This window comes from Arsenophonus endosymbiont of Aleurodicus floccissimus (assembly GCF_900343025.1).
Classification (GTDB): domain Bacteria; phylum Pseudomonadota; class Gammaproteobacteria; order Enterobacterales; family Enterobacteriaceae; genus Arsenophonus.
In genome coordinates this window covers 156030-177144 of the sequence record NZ_OUND01000001.1, presented here as the reverse complement: position 1 = coordinate 177144, position 21115 = coordinate 156030, and the positions used below count along the sequence as shown (strand labels likewise).

The 21115-nt window shown below is 35.1% G+C and carries 18 protein-coding genes and 9 pseudogenes; 14 read left to right on the top strand and 13 right to left on the bottom strand.

The features are described from left to right. Positions 1-39: 39 nt before the first annotated feature. Positions 40-1566 (bottom strand): annotated as a pseudogene (locus ARADI_RS00975) (DUF2813 domain-containing protein). Between the two features lie 198 nt (positions 1567-1764). Between ARADI_RS00975 and ARADI_RS00970 the strand changes: the two are divergent. From ARADI_RS00970 to artM, 9 genes and pseudogenes are all read left to right on the top strand, one after another. Further along, positions 1765-2664, top strand: coding sequence for a LysO family transporter (locus ARADI_RS00970; protein WP_119710870.1), 900 nt, complete (start codon positions 1765-1767; stop codon positions 2662-2664). A gap of 52 nt (positions 2665-2716) precedes the next feature. Then, positions 2717-3142, top strand: a complete 426-nt coding sequence (locus tag ARADI_RS16955) for an NAD-dependent epimerase/dehydratase family protein (protein WP_238149056.1) — start codon at positions 2717-2719, stop codon at positions 3140-3142. A 57-nt stretch (positions 3143-3199) separates the two neighbouring features. After that, a complete protein-coding gene (locus ARADI_RS16950) occupies positions 3200-3625 on the top strand; it encodes a Rossmann-fold NAD(P)-binding domain-containing protein (protein WP_238149055.1) in 426 nt (141 codons plus the stop codon). Between the two features lie 120 nt (positions 3626-3745). Further along, complete coding sequence (locus ARADI_RS19320; RefSeq protein WP_255420583.1) at positions 3746-3928, top strand: hypothetical protein; 183 nt, start codon at positions 3746-3748, stop codon at positions 3926-3928. 14 nt (positions 3929-3942) lie between these two features. Continuing rightward, entirely contained in the window at positions 3943-4116 is a 174-nt protein-coding gene (locus tag ARADI_RS19315; protein ID WP_255420582.1) for a DUF2867 domain-containing protein, read from the top strand. 174 nt (positions 4117-4290) lie between these two features. After that, positions 4291-5018 (top strand): annotated as a pseudogene (gene artP, locus ARADI_RS00960) (arginine ABC transporter ATP-binding protein ArtP). 10 nt (positions 5019-5028) lie between these two features. Further along, positions 5029-5720: pseudogene (locus ARADI_RS00955) on the top strand (lysine/arginine/ornithine ABC transporter substrate-binding protein). Positions 5721-5786: 66 nt separating this feature from the next. Continuing rightward, a pseudogene (gene artQ, locus ARADI_RS00950) lies at positions 5787-6530 on the top strand (arginine ABC transporter permease ArtQ). A gap of 17 nt (positions 6531-6547) precedes the next feature. After that, a pseudogene (gene artM, locus ARADI_RS00945) lies at positions 6548-7197 on the top strand (arginine ABC transporter permease ArtM). Positions 7198-7568: 371 nt separating this feature from the next. Here the strand turns inward: artM and ARADI_RS00940 are convergent. The 4 genes and pseudogenes from ARADI_RS00940 to ARADI_RS00925 form a co-directional block, all read right to left on the bottom strand. Continuing rightward, a complete protein-coding gene (locus ARADI_RS00940; protein ID WP_182853016.1) occupies positions 7569-7727 on the bottom strand; it encodes a hypothetical protein in 159 nt (52 codons plus the stop codon). Positions 7728-7860: 133 nt separating this feature from the next. Next, complete coding sequence (locus ARADI_RS00935) at positions 7861-8082, bottom strand: hypothetical protein (RefSeq protein WP_119710869.1); 222 nt, start codon at positions 8080-8082, stop codon at positions 7861-7863. A gap of 261 nt (positions 8083-8343) precedes the next feature. Next, positions 8344-8828, bottom strand: a pseudogene (locus tag ARADI_RS00930) (type III secretion system chaperone family protein). Positions 8829-9006: 178 nt separating this feature from the next. Next, positions 9007-9291 carry a DUF1418 family protein gene (locus ARADI_RS00925; protein WP_119710868.1) on the bottom strand — a complete coding sequence of 95 codons (285 nt, stop codon included), beginning with the start codon at positions 9289-9291 and terminating at the stop codon, positions 9007-9009. A 161-nt stretch (positions 9292-9452) separates the two neighbouring features. On the opposite strand from ARADI_RS00925, the pseudogene ARADI_RS00920 reads away from it, so the two are divergent. From ARADI_RS00920 to ARADI_RS00900, 5 genes and pseudogenes are all read left to right on the top strand, one after another. Then, a pseudogene (locus ARADI_RS00920) lies at positions 9453-9711 on the top strand (GrxA family glutaredoxin). Between the two features lie 557 nt (positions 9712-10268). After that, complete coding sequence (locus ARADI_RS00915; protein WP_182853015.1) at positions 10269-10526, top strand: DUF4354 family protein; 258 nt, start codon at positions 10269-10271, stop codon at positions 10524-10526. A gap of 536 nt (positions 10527-11062) precedes the next feature. Continuing rightward, a complete protein-coding gene (ybjG, locus tag ARADI_RS00910) occupies positions 11063-11671 on the top strand; it encodes an undecaprenyl-diphosphate phosphatase (RefSeq protein WP_119710865.1) in 609 nt (202 codons plus the stop codon). 950 nt (positions 11672-12621) lie between these two features. Further along, the gene (locus ARADI_RS00905) at positions 12622-13932 is read left to right on the top strand and encodes a serine/threonine transporter (RefSeq protein ID WP_119710864.1); all 1311 of its coding nucleotides are present in this window, start codon (positions 12622-12624) and stop codon (positions 13930-13932) included. A gap of 148 nt (positions 13933-14080) precedes the next feature. Further along, a pseudogene (locus ARADI_RS00900) lies at positions 14081-15436 on the top strand (L-serine ammonia-lyase); the annotation flags it as partial. Positions 15437-15553: 117 nt separating this feature from the next. On the opposite strand, the gene ARADI_RS00895 reads toward ARADI_RS00900, so the two are convergent. The 8 genes and pseudogenes from ARADI_RS00895 to ARADI_RS00860 form a co-directional block, all read right to left on the bottom strand. Then, on the bottom strand, positions 15554-15955 hold the full coding sequence (locus ARADI_RS00895; RefSeq protein ID WP_147392331.1) for a hypothetical protein: 402 nt from the start codon (positions 15953-15955) through the stop codon (positions 15554-15556). Positions 15956-15984: 29 nt separating this feature from the next. Next, positions 15985-16407 carry a hypothetical protein gene (locus ARADI_RS00890; protein ID WP_119710861.1) on the bottom strand — a complete coding sequence of 141 codons (423 nt, stop codon included), beginning with the start codon at positions 16405-16407 and terminating at the stop codon, positions 15985-15987. Positions 16408-16900: 493 nt separating this feature from the next. Beyond that, positions 16901-18117 (bottom strand): annotated as a pseudogene (locus ARADI_RS00885) (serine hydrolase). A 336-nt stretch (positions 18118-18453) separates the two neighbouring features. Further along, positions 18454-19287, bottom strand: coding sequence for an SDR family oxidoreductase (locus ARADI_RS00880; protein WP_119710860.1), 834 nt, complete (start codon positions 19285-19287; stop codon positions 18454-18456). A 107-nt stretch (positions 19288-19394) separates the two neighbouring features. Beyond that, positions 19395-19832: a dehydroquinate synthase/iron-containing alcohol dehydrogenase family protein gene (locus ARADI_RS19310; RefSeq protein WP_147392330.1), complete on the bottom strand. Its 438-nt coding sequence runs from the start codon at positions 19830-19832 to the stop codon at positions 19395-19397. Between the two features lie 10 nt (positions 19833-19842). Further along, positions 19843-20259, bottom strand: coding sequence for a dehydroquinate synthase/iron-containing alcohol dehydrogenase family protein (locus ARADI_RS19305; RefSeq protein ID WP_439647065.1), 417 nt, complete (start codon positions 20257-20259; stop codon positions 19843-19845). Between the two features lie 54 nt (positions 20260-20313). After that, the gene (locus tag ARADI_RS00865) at positions 20314-20475 is read right to left on the bottom strand and encodes an iron-containing alcohol dehydrogenase (RefSeq protein ID WP_147392329.1); all 162 of its coding nucleotides are present in this window, start codon (positions 20473-20475) and stop codon (positions 20314-20316) included. A 470-nt stretch (positions 20476-20945) separates the two neighbouring features. Next, complete coding sequence (locus ARADI_RS00860) at positions 20946-21092, bottom strand: AcrZ family multidrug efflux pump-associated protein (protein ID WP_032116287.1); 147 nt, start codon at positions 21090-21092, stop codon at positions 20946-20948. Positions 21093-21115: the final 23 nt, after the last annotated feature.

Genomic DNA, 21115 nt, shown 5'->3' with positions numbered 1-21115 from the left:
GCAAACAAATGCCACACTATCTTTATTGCTTACTGTTTACTAAGATTGCCCTCTGGCTAGCCATGCAACACCTGAAAACATATGGCGCAACAACGAAAGAATTGAATTAACGCCTTTTTCTGCCGCTCTATTGGCGACTTCAATTGCTAAATCAGGTTTAGAAGTTCGATCAATTGCTTTAATAATGATACGACGCGGTGATATTTTACCATTATCAGGAATAGCGGCAATCTGATGATAAATATCGCTGAAACCTTCACGGTAAAGAAAATGCTCCATATCTGACGCAGGGTAATATAGTTAGTCTATCTCGAGGAGTATCATTGATTCTTTCAGCATAAGAAATTGCTGAATCAGCATACTGTTTCCCTGTATTATCGCCATCAAACAAAGTATGCCACTCGATCCCCATACTATTAGCAAACTTTAATAATGGCTTAAGACCGCATTGCGCAAACTCAATTACTTTAACACCTTCTGACTCAAAATGATAATTACATTGGCGTGCTAATTGATTCATCCACCAGATTTCGGTTTCACCTTCAACCAATAACCAGCAGCGTGTAAATAGTGCTGACGGGCGATTAATACGTATGTGAAATGAAAGACGGCGCATATCTTCCAGTGATAACTTGTTCGCCTTTAACCGATAAACAACCACTAGATTTGAATTACGTACTAAGCGGCATATATTTTCCAGTGAAACTTGTGAAAGCAATTCGCCTGAATTAGTTGAATTAATACGCTGCAATGAAAAAAGCTACCAAATAATTAACCGAATAGAATGCTGTTCCGGTTTACCGACTATACGATTGATATCCTCTAGCACCCTACAGCCTCTTCTATTAGGTGAGTGATAGGTAATATTTGACTGATGTGATCGATTAAATAAGCGCATATTTTGTTCGGCAAAATAATAACCGAGCAATTGATGCATTACCACAAAGCCATCTTCAATCTCTTCATAAGACAATTTTGGTGATGCTTTTTAATGCCTGGGTTAATTGCTGTAATTGGCTGGCAAATTTAACAGAGGATTTTTTATAGTCAGTATCATAAGATTCAGCTGCTGTAGGGCGTAAAAAGCGGGCATCTCTTAGACGTAGTACGGGATATAGTCGAATAATCTGCTAGATATATTTGCTATTATCATTTAAAACTAGTTTATTACCGTCTTTATCTAAAAAACATCTTTCGGTAGCCACAATCTTATTTTGTCGTTCAGCACTCATTCGATAATAAATACGTTTATTATCATTTCCTTCAATCCCATAATGCAGATAAGGACTTAAATCGTCTAGCGTTGTGACTATTTGACTGGTTTTCCCAAAAAACTAAAATAATTTGTAGATTATTGACTTGTTCATCTGTATCTACCAATTGATGGAAATCATGTTGGCTAAATTGATATAACGGCTGCTTAGGTGATAATAAAATAGTCAGCGCATCTAACAAACTTGACTTACCCCAGGTATTTTCACCAATTAACACAGTATTATGATCTAAGGTTAATGAAAGCCGATTGATACCGCGAAAACCAGAAATCTCCACTTGTTGCAAATACATGGTTAACCTCTTTTTATGCCTATCAGCAATAGTTCTGGATTATCCTGTGAGCAAATGAATTACGTTTAAATATTATTCTATGATATTGCGCCTAGTTTGAGTCTGTTATAGAATATTTATCATTATTTTGCCTATCTTTTTCACATTATTTCCACAAAATCACCGCCATAAAAGCGTTAATTGTAATAAGGATGGACTATGTATTCAGGACTACTTATCATTCTTTTACCGTTAACTCTAGGCTATCTATTTCGCTTCAAGAATAAGAAGATTTTAGCGCTTACTCATCGCCTATTAGGTGTGATGGTTTACATTATTTTATTTTTAATGGGCATCACTTTGGCATTATTGGATAATATTAGTACTCATCTTACTGCAATTTTTATCTATACCATGGTTTTCTTTTGCTGCACCTTTGCCGCTAACCTGATTGCTTTATTATTATTGGATAAACTTTTTCCGTGGGAAATTGCGAAACGGGAAACCAATAAACCACTCTCTCGATTAAAAATGATTTTAAGTTCACTACCACTATATGGCGTGTTAATACTAGGTTTCCTGTTAGGATTAACAAAGTGGCAATTTTTATCCTATGCCAAACATAGTACTGAAATTACCCTTATCTGTTTATTATTATTGGTGGGTTGCCATCTTCGTAATAGTGGGATATATCTTCGGCAAATTTTAATCAATTTCAGAGGCGCAATCATTGCGCTAATTGTTGCCATCAGCGCGCTACTTGGTGGTATTTTGGCGGCATTTTTATTAGGGCTACCTACTAAAGTAGGTTTAGCAATTGCAGCCGGATATGGTTGGTATTCTCTAACCGGTATACTGCTTACTGACGCTTACGGACCAGTCATTGGTAGTACCGCTTTCTTTAACGACCTAATGCGTGAATTAGCGGCTATTATGCTTATTCCGATTATTATCAATCAATTTCGTTCTACTGCATTGGGGATTTGTGGCTCAACATCGATGGACTTTACGCTACCCATATTACAACGTAGCGGGGGGGTGTCTATTGTACCTGCTGCCATTGTCCACGGTTTTGTACTCAGCCTATTGACGCCATTACTGATTGCCTTCTTCGCCTAATAGATAACTAAATTTTCGGCCAATCACTCTGGTGCTAAATAGGTAACCAAATATGGGTAAAAAACGGATTTTAGTACTTGGTGCTAACAGTTATATTGGTCAAAATCTGCTCCCCGCGTTAATCAAACAAGGACATATGATCACCGCAGCAACACGTCAACTTGATTGGGCTAGAGCACAAAATTGGCCAAATACTCAGTGTTGTTATGTTGATCTACGCGCAGCGAAAACCTTAAACAATATTATGACAAATATTGATATCGTTTACTTTCTTGTTCACAGTATGTCAGCTAATAATAATCTTATTGAACAAGAATGCCTGGCTGCTCTTAATGTTAAAAATGTACTCAAGCACTCTCAAGTAAAACAAGTTATCTATTTAAGCGCACTACAAAACCATTGCTGTCATTCACAACATCTGATGGCACGTAAACTGACCGGAGAAATCTTACGTGAAAGTAAAATTCCGTTGACATAAATTAGGGCACCAATTATTATTGGTGCTGGCTCCGTACCTTATGAAATAATTCCGGATATGACTTACAACTTATTCATTCTCACTCGCCCACGTTGGATAAGGTCAAAATCTTGTCCTATTGCTTTAGAAAACATGCTGTACTACCTGACGCAATTGATAGCCCATCCAACTAATGAGCATCGTATACTTGATGCTGGTGGGCAGGAATATATTGATTATCAAACACTTTTCAAGCGCTTTATGCAGACAAGCGGTAAGTATCGACCGCTTATCCCGCTACCTATCCCAATTAGATTAATTTCCATTCAATTCATTAAACTAATAACTTCAGTCTCTCCCTCTATTACCAAAAGTTTAATTCAAGGGCTACAGCACAATCTGCCAACTAATGATCAAGCGTTAAAACAGCTTATTCCGCAAAATTGCTTAGCGTTGATGAAGCAATCAAACAAGCGTTTATTCACTCGCCAATGCCATCAATAAAGCGGATTGGGGCTCAGATCCAATCCTAAAAACAAAATAGTATGACAAATATAGTTATTATCCGAAAGATGCCGGTTTTACATTAACAACCCGCGCTACTACCGGACTATTTGGCAAATCATGCAACAAATTGGTGGCAAAAGAGGATATTTCTACGCCAATATTTTATGGCAATTACGCGCCTTGATTGATGATTTAATGCTCAACAAAGTAAAATATGACCGACCTATACGTGAGGAATTATATTTAGGCGACATGATCGATAGCTGGAAAGTGATTAATATCAAACCTGGACATCATTAACCCTATTATTTGGTATGAAAGCACCGGGGCTAGGGCGTTTAACTTTTACCATTAAGGATTGTGGCAAATATCGAACGTTAGATGTCAGAACATGGTGGCATCCTGCCGGTTTTTCAGGACTAATGTATTGGCTAATCATGAGCCCAATTCATCGTTTTATATTTAAGGGGGGGACCACACATGGCTAAAAAAATCAATAAAATTGCATTAATAATGCATAAAAAACAATAAAAATTAGCTTAATAAAGCCAAAAAACCTTATAAAATATCAATATTAGTCTATTTGTAGAAATTACATATTGCATAACTTATTCCATTAAGATTATCATTGTTTAACTTGTTTATTTATTGAGATTTTTAGCATGAGTATTCAATTAAAACAAATTAATTGCTTTTATGGTGAAGAGCAAGCCCTACACAATATCAATTTGACGGGTGAAACGATGGTATTACTTGGCCCAAGTGGTGCTGGCAAAAGCTCATTATTACGTGTCTTCAATTTACTAGAAATGCCCCGTTCAGGCCAACTGAATATCGTTGGGTACCATTTTGATTTTTCACGCCAAACCAAAAAAATGAAATCAGAGCGTTAAGACAAAAAGTGGGAATGGTATTTCAACAATATAACTTATGGCCACATTTGACCGTAATGAAAAATCTGATTGAAGCGCCTTGTTTAGTATTAGGTTTAATTAAGGCAATAGCTAAAGAAAAAGCAGCAAATTTATTGCACCGTTTACGGTTAACTGAATGTGCTAATCGCTTCCCATTGCACCTTTCTGGAGGTCAGCAACAGCGAGGGGCAATTGCCAGAGCATTAATGATAGAGCCTTAAATACTGTTATTTGATGAACCAACAGCCGCTCTCGATCCTGAAATTACAACCCAAGTAGTTAATATTATACAGGAATTATCAAAAACGGGCATCACCCAACTGATAGTGACTCATGAAATTGATTTTGCCCGTAAAACAGCGAGTAAGATAGTTTATATGGAAAAAGGGGTAATTGTGGAGCAAGGCGATATTGATCGTTTCACTAGACCACAAACTCAAGGCTTGGAAAATTATCTATCCCATTCATCTCATTGAGAATAACGTAATGAAAAAATCACTGTTAGCTATTATCTTATGCAGCCTATCCATATCAGTACTAGCCTCACCAAAAGAGACGATACGTTTTGCAACTGAAGCAACATATGCCCCATTCGAATCAATTGATGCCAATAATAACATTGTCGGTTTTGATATTGATCTGGCCAATGCCATATGTAAAAAACTCAATGCCAACTGTACATTTACTCATCAATCTTTTGATGGCTTAATTCCCAGTTTGAAAATGCGTCGATTTGATGCTTTGATGGCTGGAATTGATATTACCCCAGAGCAGCAAAAACAAGTTGATTTTACTGATAGTTATTACAATAACTCAGCAACATTTATTGTGCTAAAAAATAAAATTAATAAAATATCATTATTAAAAGGTAAAAAAGTTGGCGTGCAAAATGGGAACTACCCATCAAAAATATATCATCCAACAGCATAAAGAGATGCAAGCTGTGCCGTATGATAATTACCAAACTGCTATCCTCGATTTACAAAATGGCCGTATAGATGCTGTGTTTGGAGATACAGCTGTCACGACGGAATGGTTAAAAACAAAAGGTAACGAAAACCTTACCCCGCCGTGGGTGAAAAAATAACAGATGCTAATTATTTTGGTGTGGGTCTTGGTATTGCAGTACGAAAGGAAACAAAACCCTGCTATATAAATTAAATAAAGCAATGGCATAAGTAAAACAAAATGGCACCTATGATGCTATCTATCAAAAATGGTTGCAAAAATAGTTGATTATCGTAATAAATAATCTGTTGTTTCTAATAAATGCCGCTGGTTTGACAATTACTCTTGCTGGCATCGCTTTGATACTAGGGCTGTTATTAGCCGTATTATTTACTGCTTGGGAATCTGCTCGCTGGCGGTCTGTAGCCTTATTTGGTTCTTGCTGGGTGACTTTAATACGCGGATTACCTGAATTATTAGTTGTGCTGGTCGTTTACTATGGCACATTACAATTTATTATGTTGTTAGGTGACGGCATTAATATTAATTTTATTTTCTGACAAACAACCTGGCAAGTTGATCCTGAATGGTTCTTCCCACAAAATAGTGAATTCGATTTTATCCCTTTTTTCTGTGGTGGTGTTGCTCTACTCTATGCTGCCTATGCATCGCAAACCTTAAGAGGCGCCCAAAAAGCGATACCATCCCGCCAAATGGGAATCAGATCATGCATTTTTGGGTCTCACTCAATCAAAATATTGCTTTCCTACGGCTTATTATGCCCCAAATGTGGCGTCATGCATTACCTGGCTTAGGCAATCAATGGCTGGTATTGCTAAAAGATACTGCATTGGGTTTCATTGATTAGCGTAAATGACTTGATGTTGCTAACCAAAAGCATTGTCAATCGTACTCAGAAACCTTTTACTTGGTACTTAATTGTGGCGTTAATCTACCTGGTTATCACCCTGGTAAGTCAATTTATTTTACGGCGCATAGAATTACGCACAACTCAGTTTGAACCAGGAGTTGCAAAATGATCGATTTAATCATTTAATTGCTGCCAGACTTATCAACCAGTCTATCATTAACATTATGCGCGTTACTGATTGCCTTTTTGTTAGCACTATTTTTGACTATTATTTTATCGTTAAAAACAGCAATTTTTTCAGCTATTATTCAAGGCTATATTATGCTATTTACCGGTACTCCTTTGCTGGTTCAATTTTTTCTATTTACTATGGACCCAGTCAATTTCCCGCACTAAAAGAGTACCCTGCATTATGGGGATTGATTTCTACACCATGGGTTTGTGCCCTGTTAGCGTTAGCGCTTAATAGTGCCGCCTATTCCACTTTATTACTTCATATTTCATGTGCAGTAAAAGCAATTCCTAAAGCTAGCTGGCAATCTTGTCAGGCCTTAGGTATGTAAAATTACCAAACCCTAAGAATTATTTTGCCTTACGCGCTTAAACGTGCACTTTCAGCCTATTGTAATGAGGTGATCCTTATCTTTAAAAGCACTTCACTAGAAAATACCATAACGCTATTAGAAATTATGGGATATAGCCAACAAATTTTTGGCCAAACTTATAATGTCGATGTTTTTATTGCAGCGGGAATTATCTATTTATGCGTGAATGGCATTTTAACTTTATTAATGCGTTGGCTTGAACAATACACTTTATCTTTTGAGAAAATTTAACCAAATAAACCTGGCTTTCTCTATATTTATTATGATTTTTTAACTAATTACGCAAAGATTTGATGTGTTCAATGTGTGCTAATCTTTAACGTTTAAAATTATAATATGTAAGATTTCAATAACACTGAACACCACTTGATAAACGTTTTTTTATTTAATGCAATATAACCATCAAGAGACTGAGAGTTTTTACAATTAAAATAATCACTTCGTTTTGTAAAATAGCAAACTACCCTAGCTATTCAGAATAAATGGCAGGCTAAATATATTGCCTTATTCGTTTATGTAAATCAGCTGGAGAGATTATTTTTATACTATACATCTTTTGCATATCTTGTTTGTATTGGACATATTTCAGCGATTGTTTTTCCTTAGGCTAATTTACCGTCTAAATTAATTGTATCTGGTAAAAACTCAGGAAAAATTTTTGTTTCAATACCTTTGCCAGCCGCTTCTTCTAATTCACTTAGAGTAACACTACCACCACCAAACGCTAAAAAACATCCATTTTTACTTGCAGCGTATACCATATATAAGAATCACCAGAATCATCCAAAACTTTCCAGCTGTTATCCGGATCCTTTATCTGCATAACATTCTCACGATTTTTTGATAGGCTATTTGTTGACGCTTGTTGTGAAGCAATGCCAAAAGTGCTTACCCCTAAATTTTTAGCAATATCATAGACACAGCCAATACCTTCAGGAGTCGCGCCGGCAATGATAAGTAAATTATGAATCCCATGCCAGAAAATCCACTAAAAACCAATACAAATTTATTGTCGATTTTTTTATTGATTTCTACTTTTATCGGATCAAAATCAGGACTGGAAGCAACAAAAGATTCTATATTATTGACACTAGCAGATTGCAATGAACTAATCATATTCTAATTCCTTTTAGAAAGCGGTTATTATTCGAATATTATTTGCTAGATAAAGTGCAAACGAAGCGGTTAACAGGAATAAAAAGAATCTAGCGAAATAGCCAGTCCTTTTAAAGTAATAAATAGTCTGAGAGTCTGAGAGTCTGAGAGTCTGAGAGTCTGAGAGTTATTGTTATTCTTTTAATCTTCATAAATGTAAAATAGATAATCCATTATCCATCCACATGAATAGCAGATGCCGATTGCATCTATTTTTATAACTTAATGTAGCAGAAAGCGAGCAGGTAAAGGTCGCTCCGATAGCTCTTCATCGTCAATATCTTCTAGACCGCTATACAGCAGATCATTGTTATAAACTTCAAAAATAATAGCCGCCATCTGCTCTTCAGCTTGTTGAAGAAAACTGGAGAATTGATTACAAGTCACGCCAGTCAATAACAAAAAAGATTGACTAACCACTAGTTTAGGCGAATTTTCATCATTAATTTCCATAAATACTTTCGCCGTTAATGAGCTGGCTTATTGCTAATATGGTAATAATCGATGTCGGTTTGAGTTCAGCCAAAACAGAGAAAACTAATATGTTTTCAACAATATCAACTTTAGCATCGAAAATACCATCAATATTTTGCATATGTGGCAAATGCAATGCCTGCCTGGCAATTATCACATTTAAAACATGAAGTTTTGAGTTGAACAAGCCACTCCCGCAATTTAGCTATGTCAGGGAAACAAATCGAATCCATTAATTAACCTTATTTTACACAAAATACTAACAATTCTACCTATGAAAATTCGCTATCTATCATCTTAAACCAAAAACAAACCATATTTTATCATGTTAAATCATATTTAACGAGCCATTCTCCTACTAACAATTTAATCCATCTTGCGATGATTACACTGCTTAACTTTTAGCTTTCGTTAGTGATGTTCCGAACTATTTTTTTGTTGGTCAATGCCGAAAAAACTAAGCTTAGGCAGTGCCCTCCAAACAATATGAACGATTGCCGGTATCATACAACCAATTGCCAGCATAATCATAGCAAGCAAAACACCTTTTTTCATAAATAAAGCAGCTAATTCAATATAGTTATTTATCACTAAATAGACCAATAACAATAATAACAAACCAATAACTTCGAGTATTATCAGAAATTTAGGCATATCACCGAAAGAACGCATAGCGGATAATTTTTTTTTGCTCATAACAATCTATGTTTCCTATTAAAAAACACTATCCTGTTATATTAGGTAATTGTTAACATTTCAAATAGCAATAAAAATAAATTGTGTTTTTTTTTGACGCTAACTATAGGCATAGTAATTAAACTGTAGATAATAAATAAAATTTAGTTGAAGGAGATATGATGTTTACTGTTATTTTTGGTCGCTCTGATTGCCCCTATTGCGTCCGCGCAAAAAGAATTAGCAGAAAAATTAAAACATAAACGTGATGATTTTGATTATAATTATGTTGACATACAAGCGGAGGGGATCACTAAAGCTGATTTAGCTAAAAAAGCGGGTAAACCTGTTGAGACTGTTCCGCAAATTTTCATTGATGAACAGCATATTGGTGGTTGTACAGACTTTGAAGCCTACGCAAAAAAACATCTACTTTATTAATTAACTGATTTTATTAAAATTATTTTCTATTTTAATTTTATATGCTAAGTTTCAGGCACAAATCACAAAAGCATTTTTTGATCAAAAAATGCTTTTTTTTCTTCTTTAAGAACTTTATGAATAATAAATAGTCTTAACTTATGCCACTGCTTTTCTTTGAATGTCCCCAAATTATTGAGGAATCCGATAGTTTAAATTATGTCCTATTTAAACTATCGGTTTTTTATTTATACTATCTACTTGACCTTGCAATGTTACAATAATTTGACGTTACCACGGTGATTATCAATATGGATACAAATTGCCGCAAATAAGTAAAAAATTATAACCGCGCAGTAAGCATTAAATAATATCCATTAAGACAGGATTTAAGTTTTATCTCAAATCTAGTTGCCAAATAAATGACTAGTTGTTCATAAAGGAGGTTGTCAATGAAAACGGTATGTAAGGTCCTTCTTTCTTCACTTGTTCTACTCTCATTTTCTTCCATAGCGGCAAAGATTTACATAATAAACTGATCATCCAAGCTATTCCTTCCTCAAAAGGTACTGTGGTGGTTGGAAGGGCAGCCGAAGTATGAAAAAACGTTTAATGTTGTTGTATCTAGTGTAATTGATCAGCCAATTCAATTAACCGGTGATGTGGACTGCTACAAAGCGTTCGATGAAAAAGGTAAAGAGTTTGATGAGCGGCTGGTGCAGGCTGAGCTATTGGGAATATTGAAAGACAGCCCAAAAACGGGAGCAGCCACGTTCGTCAGCGACGATGAATCTGTCTATAACGCCAAATTCGTAAAATGGTCTTCGCAATGCTAATCTCTGGCTAAGCACACACAAAAATGGGTATCATTTGCAAGGGCTATATGATATATAAAATCTTTTACTATCATATTGTTATTATTTAAATGTGGGCCGCTTAAACGGCCTTTTCGTATTTCTCAATTTTATAAACCGTAGATCAGGTAATATTGAGCTGATGGGCAATTTCTATTAGCCAGTGCCTTTCTGACGAAAGACCAACACAGTGTTGCTATCGAAGGTACGTCTGTGGCCAAAACGATACTTTTAAACTTTGTCTTCCATCTATTTTGATTCGTGCGCGCCAGTATTCTCCGTCGTTAACCTGAGCCATGGTACAGAGAGTGGTGCCGACTATTTTTCCCATTTCACCATCAGCTGCTTGTCCCGTCATCAACAAACCGGACGCCCACGCCCTGAGCATCGAATTCTTTTAATAAATGAATAAGTTTTATAAAAATATTACCAAACTTACTTTACTCTATGTAAAAGACATTTTACCCTTGGCTATCTAATATAAATAATCAGGATACATATTCAATGAGGGCTCTACCTTGCTAAACGATATTAACTTAAGTTTGTTTAGTTTTATTAATGCCGCCCCAATTACATCCATTGGTACATTAACACTGGCAATTTTTTTGGCTAAACGTCTCATTCTTATATTTCCCTTAATTACCATCGCCTGCTGGCTTTGGGGAACATCGAAAAACCTAGTTCACCAAAGAGTATTTGTCTATAAAACCGCTCTCGCTGTTATTATCGGTTTAGCTATTTCCGGTTTTATTGGCGTGATTTTCCCACAAGAACGACCTTTTATGTTATGGATAGGCCAACATTTTCTTGCTCATGCCCCAACGCCATCATTTCCCAGTAATCATGCTACTATTGCTTTTACCTTCGCTTTTGGCTTTTTATTCTGGTTAAGAAATTGGATTGGACTGTTATTATTTATACCGGCTTTCACAATTGCGTGGGCTAGAATTTTTCTAGGCGTACATTGGCCTTTAGATATGGCAGGCACATTTTTGGTGGCGATTATAGCTTGTGGAATTAGTCAAATAATCTGGAAAATTGGTGGCCACAAATTATTACCATATATAATAAAAGTTTATCAAATCTTATTTTCACCTTTAATTAAAAAAGGCTGGATTAGAGATTGAATACTAAAATAATTTAAATATATAGATAAATAGCCTTTGTTAATTCAATAAGTTACTAATTTTAACGAGGCTATTTTATCACTCAACATTTTTAATAAGTTAAATAAACAGATAATTATTTATGATAAGCGTTACCTAAATGAAATAACATTGTCTAATTTTACTAAAATAGAATTAAACGTTGCTAGATTTAATATTTATGCCATTTATCATTTAAATTTAGGTTATTAATTTATAACGATTATATCTTAAAATGAAATCATTTCACTATGAAATCTAAACAGCAAGTTAATAAAAATAAACTATTTTTCGTACAAAAGTAAAAAAACAATAATATAATGTTTAAAATGAAAACAGCCAATAACCAACAATAAATTAGTTAATGATTATAACTAAGTGAAAGCGTTAAATATTATCAGTAAATTGTCCGTTTATTTATATACATTAAAAAAATTAATAAAAATATTTTTATCAAAAGTTGAGCTTATTAACTGAATGATTAATCATATTTATTAAAACAACTTTTAAGTAAATATTAACTAACAATAGCCAACTTTAACAAAATAAAAACAAAAAAAACTCACACTTACTTACAATAAACCATAGATGATTATACTTTTTGGATGCTGATCATCGAACTTTATGCCGATAAATAATAATATTTGCGTCTGAAAAACTAAAATATAATTTTGACATATAAAAAAACAAAATAAAATTGATTCTAAACAGTATTGTGATAATGACACTAAACCATAATGTGGTATAGTATGATAATTAGCCTTTACTAGAATAATCAGTTACTTTATTTACATAAATTTTAACTATATATTTTGTTTATGCAGATAAAGAATATTGTATAAATATACCTGCAATCATAATTATATTGACCGGTTTTCATACATTAAAAATTTACTATTTTTTGTTTCTCGTTTTATATTTTGGAGATTACCATGGATACAACTCGAGTTGATTCCATCACTTCCTCATATGCACACCAGGACGTAAAAGTTTGGCGTAAAAATGATACAGTTTGGATGTTAGGTTTATACGGCACCGCGATCGGTGCGGGTGTACTCTTTTTACCCATTAACGCAGGTATGAGTGGTTTATTACCCGTCATTCTAATGACGTTACTCGCATTTCCAATGGCCTTTTTTCCCCATCGCGGTTTAACCCGTTTTGTATTATCCGGCTCAAAACCTAATGGCGATATTACTGAGGTTGTAGAAGAACATTTTGGCCGTTCTTCCGGTAATTGGATCACACTGCTCTATTTTTTTGCTATTTATCCTATCTTATTGGTATATGGCGTATCAATTACCAATAATGTCAAGAATTTCATCGTTGAACTCCTCGGTTTTAATGCTCCACCACGCTGGCTATTAGCACTTATTCTTGTCGGTGGTATCATGGCTATTGTTAGCCTGGGTGAGAAATATATAGTCAAAATAATGAGCATGCTAGTATTCCCGTTTATTGCGGTTTTGATCATATTTTCACTCTATATGATCCCTCACTGGCATAGCGCTGCATTAGAAACACTTTCATTCTCCAATATTAATATGGATAGTACCGAAAATAACCAGAGTATATTGGTTACGATTTGGTTAACTATTCCTGTTATGGTCTTTGCATTTAACCATTCGTCTATTATTTCTACATTTGCCGTTGCCAATCGTAAAGAATATGGCAAGCATGCTGATCAAAAAGCTTCTCGAATTCTAGCTTCAGCACATATTTTAATGGTTATAACCGTAATGTTTTTCGTTTTTAGCTGTGTATTTACTTTATCTCCTACTGATTTGGTAAAAGCAAAAGCGGCAAACATCAGTATCCTCGACTATTTATCTGGCTATTTCGATAAACCTTTTATTAAATGTGCCGCTTCAATAATTGCCTTCGTCGCAATTATAAAATCGTTCCTAGGACATTATCTCGGTGCGCGCGAAGGTTTTAATGGTTTGGTTGAACGTGCTTATCGGGCAAAAGGTAAAACAATCAATATCCAAAAACTAAATAAAGCGACTACGATTTTTATGTTAGTCACTATCTGGTTAGTTGCTACTTTAAATCCAAGCATTCTGAGCATTATTGAAAGTTTAGGTGGGCCTGTTATTACAATTTTATTGTTCATGATGCCAATGTACGCAATTAGTAGAATACCCGCTATGCGTAAGTATTCTGGTCACATTAGTAATATTTTTGTAGTCATTGTCGGTATTATCGCTATTTCAGCTGCAATATATAAATTATTTCTTTAACGTTTTACGATATTTGGGAAAGTTAATTCATTTATTGGAATAAATGAATTAACTTTCCCAAATATCGTAAAACCGCAATATTAACTTCAACTCTTCGGCCAGCTTATTACTAAAAAATTAACGCCTTTAACAAGGAGGCGAATACAATATGAGTAATGTTTTTGATATTTTTAAAATTGGCATTGGCCCATCCAGTTCTCATACTGTCGGACCAATGAAAGCCGGGAAACAATTTGTTGATGATCTAATTGAAAAAGAGATTCTGACTTCAGTAAAGCTTATTAGCGTTGATGTTTATGGTTCATTATCTTTAACCGGTAAAGGACATGCCACTGATATTGCTATTATTATGGGATTAGCCGGTAATCTACCCGATACGGTAGCTATTGATTCTATCTCCACTTTTGTTAAAAATGTTGAACAAACTCAGTGCTTATCACTTGCCAATGGACAACATGTGGTGGATTTTCCAACACAAGGTGGTATGAATTTTCATACCACCAATCTGCCGCTGCATGAAAATGGTATGGTAATTACCGCTTTTGCAGCTGAAGATAAACTGTATAGTAATACCTATTATTCTATTGGCAGTGGTTTTATCGTTGATGAACAGCATTTTGGTCAAGAAAGTGGATCGCCGGTTAAAGTGCCTTATCCATACCAATCAGCTGCTGATCTACAACGTCACTGTAAGGATACCGGCCTTTCACTTTCTGCACTGGTGATGCAAAATGAATTGGCGCTGCGCAGCAAAGAAGAAATCCAAAATCATTTCGATGCAGTTTGGCAGGTTATGCAGCAAGCTATCGAACGAGGTGTTAATACCGAAGGTCTATTACCTGGCCCACTTCGGGTACCACGCCGTGCAGCGGCATTGAGAAGAATGCTAGTTACCTCCAATAATACAACAACGGATCCCATGGCGGTTGTTGATTGGATCAATATGTTCGCCTTGGCAGTCAATGAAGAAAATGCAACTGGTGGACGAGTGGTTACCGCACCAACCAATGGTGCTTGCGGTATCATTCCAGCCGTACTTTCTTATTATGATAAATGTATTCACCCCATTAACGAAAATTCATATACTCGCTTCTTTTTGGTTGCTGGCGTTATCGGCACCCTTTATAAAATGAATGCTTCAATTTCTGGTGCTGAAGTTGGCTGTCAAGGTGAAGCTTGTGTGGCCTGTTCTATGGCCGCAGCTGCGCTAACCGAACTAATGGGAGGTAGCCCTGCTCAAGTCTGTATCGCAGCAGAAATCGGCATGGAACATCATTTTGGGCTTACTTGTGATCCGGTTGGCGGTCAAGTCCAGGTTCCCTGTATTGAGCGTAATGCGATTGCAGCGGTTCAGGTGATTAATACTGCTCGGATGGCTTTACGTCTGGTCAGTGATCCGCGTGTTTGTCTGGACAAAGTGATTGAAACCATGTATGAAACCGGCAAAGATATGAACGCCAAATATCGTGAAACTTCACAAGGTGGGTTAGTGATTAAACTATTACAACAATTAAATAATAAGCCAGTTTTAACAACTGGCTTATTGAGTGTTAATAAATTATTTTATTTACTATTATGTTAGTATATATCAAACAACTTGTGGCACATATATGCTTGGGCATTAATCGGTGGTAGACACTGGAGCATAGATATTATCAGCGGTCGATTCTTTATTTTTAAATTCTGACATTATTTGCACCAATCTTTCTTCTCGCATATCAATATCAAATATATTTCCTTCAATAGAAAAGCTACTATAACTATCGATATTAATTATATTTATTTGATTATAATTTATATTTATTAGATTGTTATCAGTAGCAGATTTAAGAGTTTGCACTCCCAATCTTAGGGCTAAATCTATCTGTGATTGCGTTATTAGGTTTTCTCTGGTTTTCTCTGGACATACACACGATTTATCCACCTTTGGCGTTTCCACGGTCGGACTTTCCTCTATAGGGCTATCCTTTGTTGGGCTTTCCTCCGTCAGCACTTGCTCTGGATACATACACGTTTTTTCCACTACCGTTGTTTCACATACTAACGCTCCCGTTACATTAAAATATTGTCACCTGCTGTGACATCACCGATCCCTACACTACCATACTGCACTGCTGTTACCGTAATGGCGTTTTCTTTACCCGCGGTAACATCCTTAATAATTGAATGACCGCTCTCTTCAGCAGTTTGTCTAATGGTATTCTTTTCACAGGCAGTAACATCACCTATCTCTGCATTACCATACTGTTTTGCTGTTGCCGTAATGTGATTTTCTTTACCCGAGGTGATATTGCCAATCTGTGATTTACCACTATCCGCTACTACTATATTAATATTGTTAATCGCTCTAACTGTTACAACAGCTCCATTATCATTTACCGTTACAGAAGGGCCAAATTTTATTTTTTCCTTTATTTTATTTTTCATCTCTCCTTTTAATTTATAATTTTTGACTTTGAATCTATCAGCATCCATTATACACACTCCATCACAAGATTTTATTTAATTAACAATAGGGAATGCGGAATAACTTTGAGGTAATCCGAAATAATTAATTGACAAAATTAAAGTAATTAAAATATAATTACTTTATTACTTTATTACTTTATTACTTTATTACTTTATTACTTTATTACTTTATTACTTTATTACTTTATTACTTTATTACTTTATTACTTTATTACTTTATTACTTTATTACTTTATTACTTTATTACTTTATTACTTTATTACTTTATTACTTTATTATACACAAAATAATTATGAATTAATTAATTTAATGTCACAATAAAGTTTTCCTGTAAATAAAAAATAAATTTATAATGAACAAATAATATTATATTTAAATAACTTTAAAATAGTAATTAAATATAAAACTAATTTAATTTGATAACGATTTATTTATTTTTATAAAAATTAATTATATAAAAAAAGACCCACAGGTCTTTTTTTATAATCTAACGGTTTAACTAGCCAAATAATGCATGCCACCAACTGAAAATAGTGACAACAATATAGTCCAATAATCGACTCATCCCCCCCTCCGGCTCTATTGCTTGTTTCACTACCAGTGGGCGTTTATCAATCAATTGATCGTTTAAAAAAAATTAACTGTGCCAAAACCGCCTGATTTTTGCTTAATGGCGCTTTGAGATAATCTGATCAGGCTATAGGTCGCTTTTAGGTCTTGTTCTCTTCCTTTCGGGATAGTGATTGCTGCATCTTTTTCAGTTCCCAATAACACCGTAGACTGGTTACCATACCATACCTTTTCAGTAGTAAATGGCTTATCTGCCGTTATAGGAACAACGGTTATAAAAAGACGAAATCCCCCAATTTAGCAACTTTTCACTTTCGGTAAAACGAATGCGATCACTCGATGCGCCCAACACAACAGCAATCAATCGCATTGGTCCATCCGTTGCAGATGTGATAAGATTATACTCCGCTACACTGGTATTCATAGACCAGTTTTAACCCCATTCACCTGCAAGCTTTTGCTCCACAATAAATGATTGCGATTGTATTTCTTAATTTTATTGTAAGTAAACACTTTTTCGCTGTGTAATAAATATTCATCCGGCACATCTCTAATTAATACCTGGGTCAATACCGCCATATCATTGGCAGTACTAAATTGGCCTTCTGAATCTAAGCCATCTACGGTCTTAAAATGAGTATTTTTTAATCCTAATGAGGTAACATACTGGTTCATGAGGTCGACAAAAACAGTTTGACTACCCGCAACGTAATCTGCCAATGCAATACAAGCATCATTACCAGATTGAATGACAATACCACGATTTAAATCCAGCACTGAAACCCTATCGCCGGGTTTTAAAAACATTAAAGAAGAGCCTCGTAAAACAGGATTACCGGTTGCCCAAGCATCTTCTCCTACGGTGACAAGATCATTGACGCTAATTTTACCCGCTTTAATCGCTTGACCCACTACATAACTGGTCATAATTTTTGTTAAACTAGCAGGATCTAAACGTTCATCTGGATTATTAGCCGTTAAAATTTTACCACTATGGTAATACATCAATACATAAGCTTTTACATCAAGTTGCGGTGTAACCTGCGATTCATCGGCATGAACATTCATAGAGGCAACAAAAATAAAAAATAGACCTAATCCAGTTGTCAAACGATTAATTATTTTCATCAAGCTCTTTTTCATTATCGATCTGCCGCGCTTTCTGATTAAATATATCAAGTATGCTACTATAAAGAGCTTATAATGATTAAAGTTAGCTAAAAAACATAAAGAATATCGCTATCTTTGATCTACTACACAAATTGAGGTAGAAAAAATAGATTGTCAACCGTTTCAGTTGATAGAATTAAGATAATATAAGTATTCGCCATAAGCAGAAAAACCGATAATCTTCAGATAATGTTTGTTCGCCGATGGCACAAATAAATTAGCCTAAAAGCCTTTAATAACTAATTTTTGGCGCTAACCGACAATTTTACAGACGGCCTAGCTGCAAAATATATCTTACAATCAATTCACTAATTATAAACTCATTGGCATATTACCAGGATCAGGGTAATTATATTCAAAACCAAGCTCCTTACAAATACGGCTACCATCAATGATTTTTCCTATAATAGGCGTTGATTCAGCAATAAACTCTGGCGGTTGTAAAGCTACCTGTTGCGACGCCGCAGTATAATAAGATGATCTAACCGGATGTTCAGGTGCACATAAATTATAAATATCGCCACCCTCTGGCCGTAATATTAATAATTTTATCGCGGTAATAATATCATCTTGATGAATAAGATTAACCGGCTCATTTCCGCCTGTTAAGGCTGTTTTACCAGCTAAAAACCGTCCTGCATGTCGAGCTTCACCCACTAAACCCGCTAACCTAAGAATATCTACCGATATATTTGGCAATTGATGTAACCAATTTTCTACCTCAACCAGCGTTTTGCCTTCCTCGGTATTAGGATATAGCTTAGCATCTTCATTTAAAGTTCCACTTTGTGCACCATATACTGATGTTGAACTGGTAAAAATAATACGTGGTATAGCGTAGGAAAGTGCAGTATCAACTAGAAGTTGTACCGCTTTCAAATAACCAATACCGCCTTTTGCGGTTTTGTTGACCGGTAACATAATAACCAGCATATCCGTAGCATTCATTAACTGTTCTAGATCTTCGGCTTCACATACAATATCTGGCGTAAACCGAAGCTGGTAACAATCAATACCTGACATTCTTGCTGCATTTACACCATCTGACGTAGTCTTACTACCAACCACTGCCATTCCTGACCGCATTAACTCAAGTGCCAAGGGTAATCCTAACCAACCTAAACCAATAATAGCGACCTTCTTCATAAATCTCACTACCTCCGATCAACTCAGTAGTTACATTATACTTACCTACTTATTAATATAATTCAAAGATCACAATTCTCTAACAATAATTAGTTATAACATAAAGATTACATTGCTAATTGATAAATAGTGATCAAATCAGCCTGATTAGCCTGATTAGCCTGATTAGCCTGAACAGGATTAGTGATACCGGTGGCACTTTTCAATGCGGCTTGAGCTAATTTAGCTAAATCACTATCCTGAACATTCAATCTTCTCAGTCCCGAAGGCAGACCAAGATCACAATTTAGCCGCCTTATTTCAGCAATACAAGCTTTTTCACCACGTTGATCGGTCATATGAGCAACTCGAATGCCCATTGCACCAGCAATATTTTTTAACTTTTTTGCTACTACCTTCAGATTAAAAGCTTGCACTTGAGGCAACAAAACGGCATTGCAAATTGTTAACGGTTGATGATAAAAATGGCTCACTTGCCAGACTAAGGTTTGTACATACCGCTGTGAAGCATTATTAAAAACCATCCCCGCCAGGAAACTGCGCATAAGCAATATTTTAGTGCGCCTGTAGATCTAATGAATAATTAACCGCTAAACGTAAAGCATTATTTAATATTTTTATCGCACTTAGAGCACAGGCATCGGTAACAGGATTAGCTGCGATTGAAACATAAGCCTCAATTGCATAGGTTAAAGAGTTCATACCTAATGCAGCAATAAATTCACTTGATAAACCTAGCATTAACTCTGGCTCAGTCACTAAAAGTAATGGTGTAATACGTGATCCGGCAATTGCCAAATTGATCAATTCATTCTTGGTTTGATCAAGCAATGGATTAAAATTATCGATATTTGAGGCGGAAGTTGTATTGATAGTAATTAATGGCCATGGTTTTTTAATATCATCACTAATAAAAATGGCATGATGAGATTGTAAATAAATCATTGCCTTAGCATAATCATAGGCAGCCACTTCACCCATTGAAACAATACAATCAATCTGTTCATGTTGATAACAATCGATCGACTATTTTACGATTTCTAACGATGACACCAATTTAGCATCAATAAAAAAATGACTTTTAATCTTATTATGTAAAAAAACTCTGGTGACTTTTTCAACCAAACCACTTTTCATTAAAAAAGGATCAGTCACAATAAGTACTTGCTGATAACCATAATCCTTCATTAAATTTACCACATCGACTAAAAACGCCCCCGGCCAATTTTATTAATAGTAGTAATGCAAAAAGTTGATAGCGGTATAGTAATTATCCTTAAGCTAAATAAAACAAATAGACTTATCGTGATATCTAATGACAACCAAGCTATTTTTTCACAGTTAGCAATAAAAATCGCTTTATCAATCACTTGGCAATTTACAGTTTTATAGTTTATTTATACTTTTAAACTTAAAAGGATTATTTTGTTTGATATTTTGGCATCTGTACGACATTAAATAGAGTATTAAGCTTACTGCCGAACAAATAATAAACAGCCAAGAATAGATAACGGTGAGATCATTGAGGCATTTGTTATGTCTAAATTAAATATGTCATTTCAGATTAAAAATAAATAATAAAGCGCCTGAAAAAGCACAAAACGCTTTTTCAGGCAATGCCAAAAAATGTGGCTAACTATCAAGAGAAGATAAACGAATTAATGTTGTTTCTTTGAATGACGGAACTGTGCCTTCGACAATATGTTAAAAAGCTCGCCAATGCCATAAATTAATAACATAATGCCGCCCATCACAATAGGCACCATACATAGTGCAAAAAGCATACTTTTTAAAATTTCTAGCATTGAGCGCCTCAGCAAAATAATGA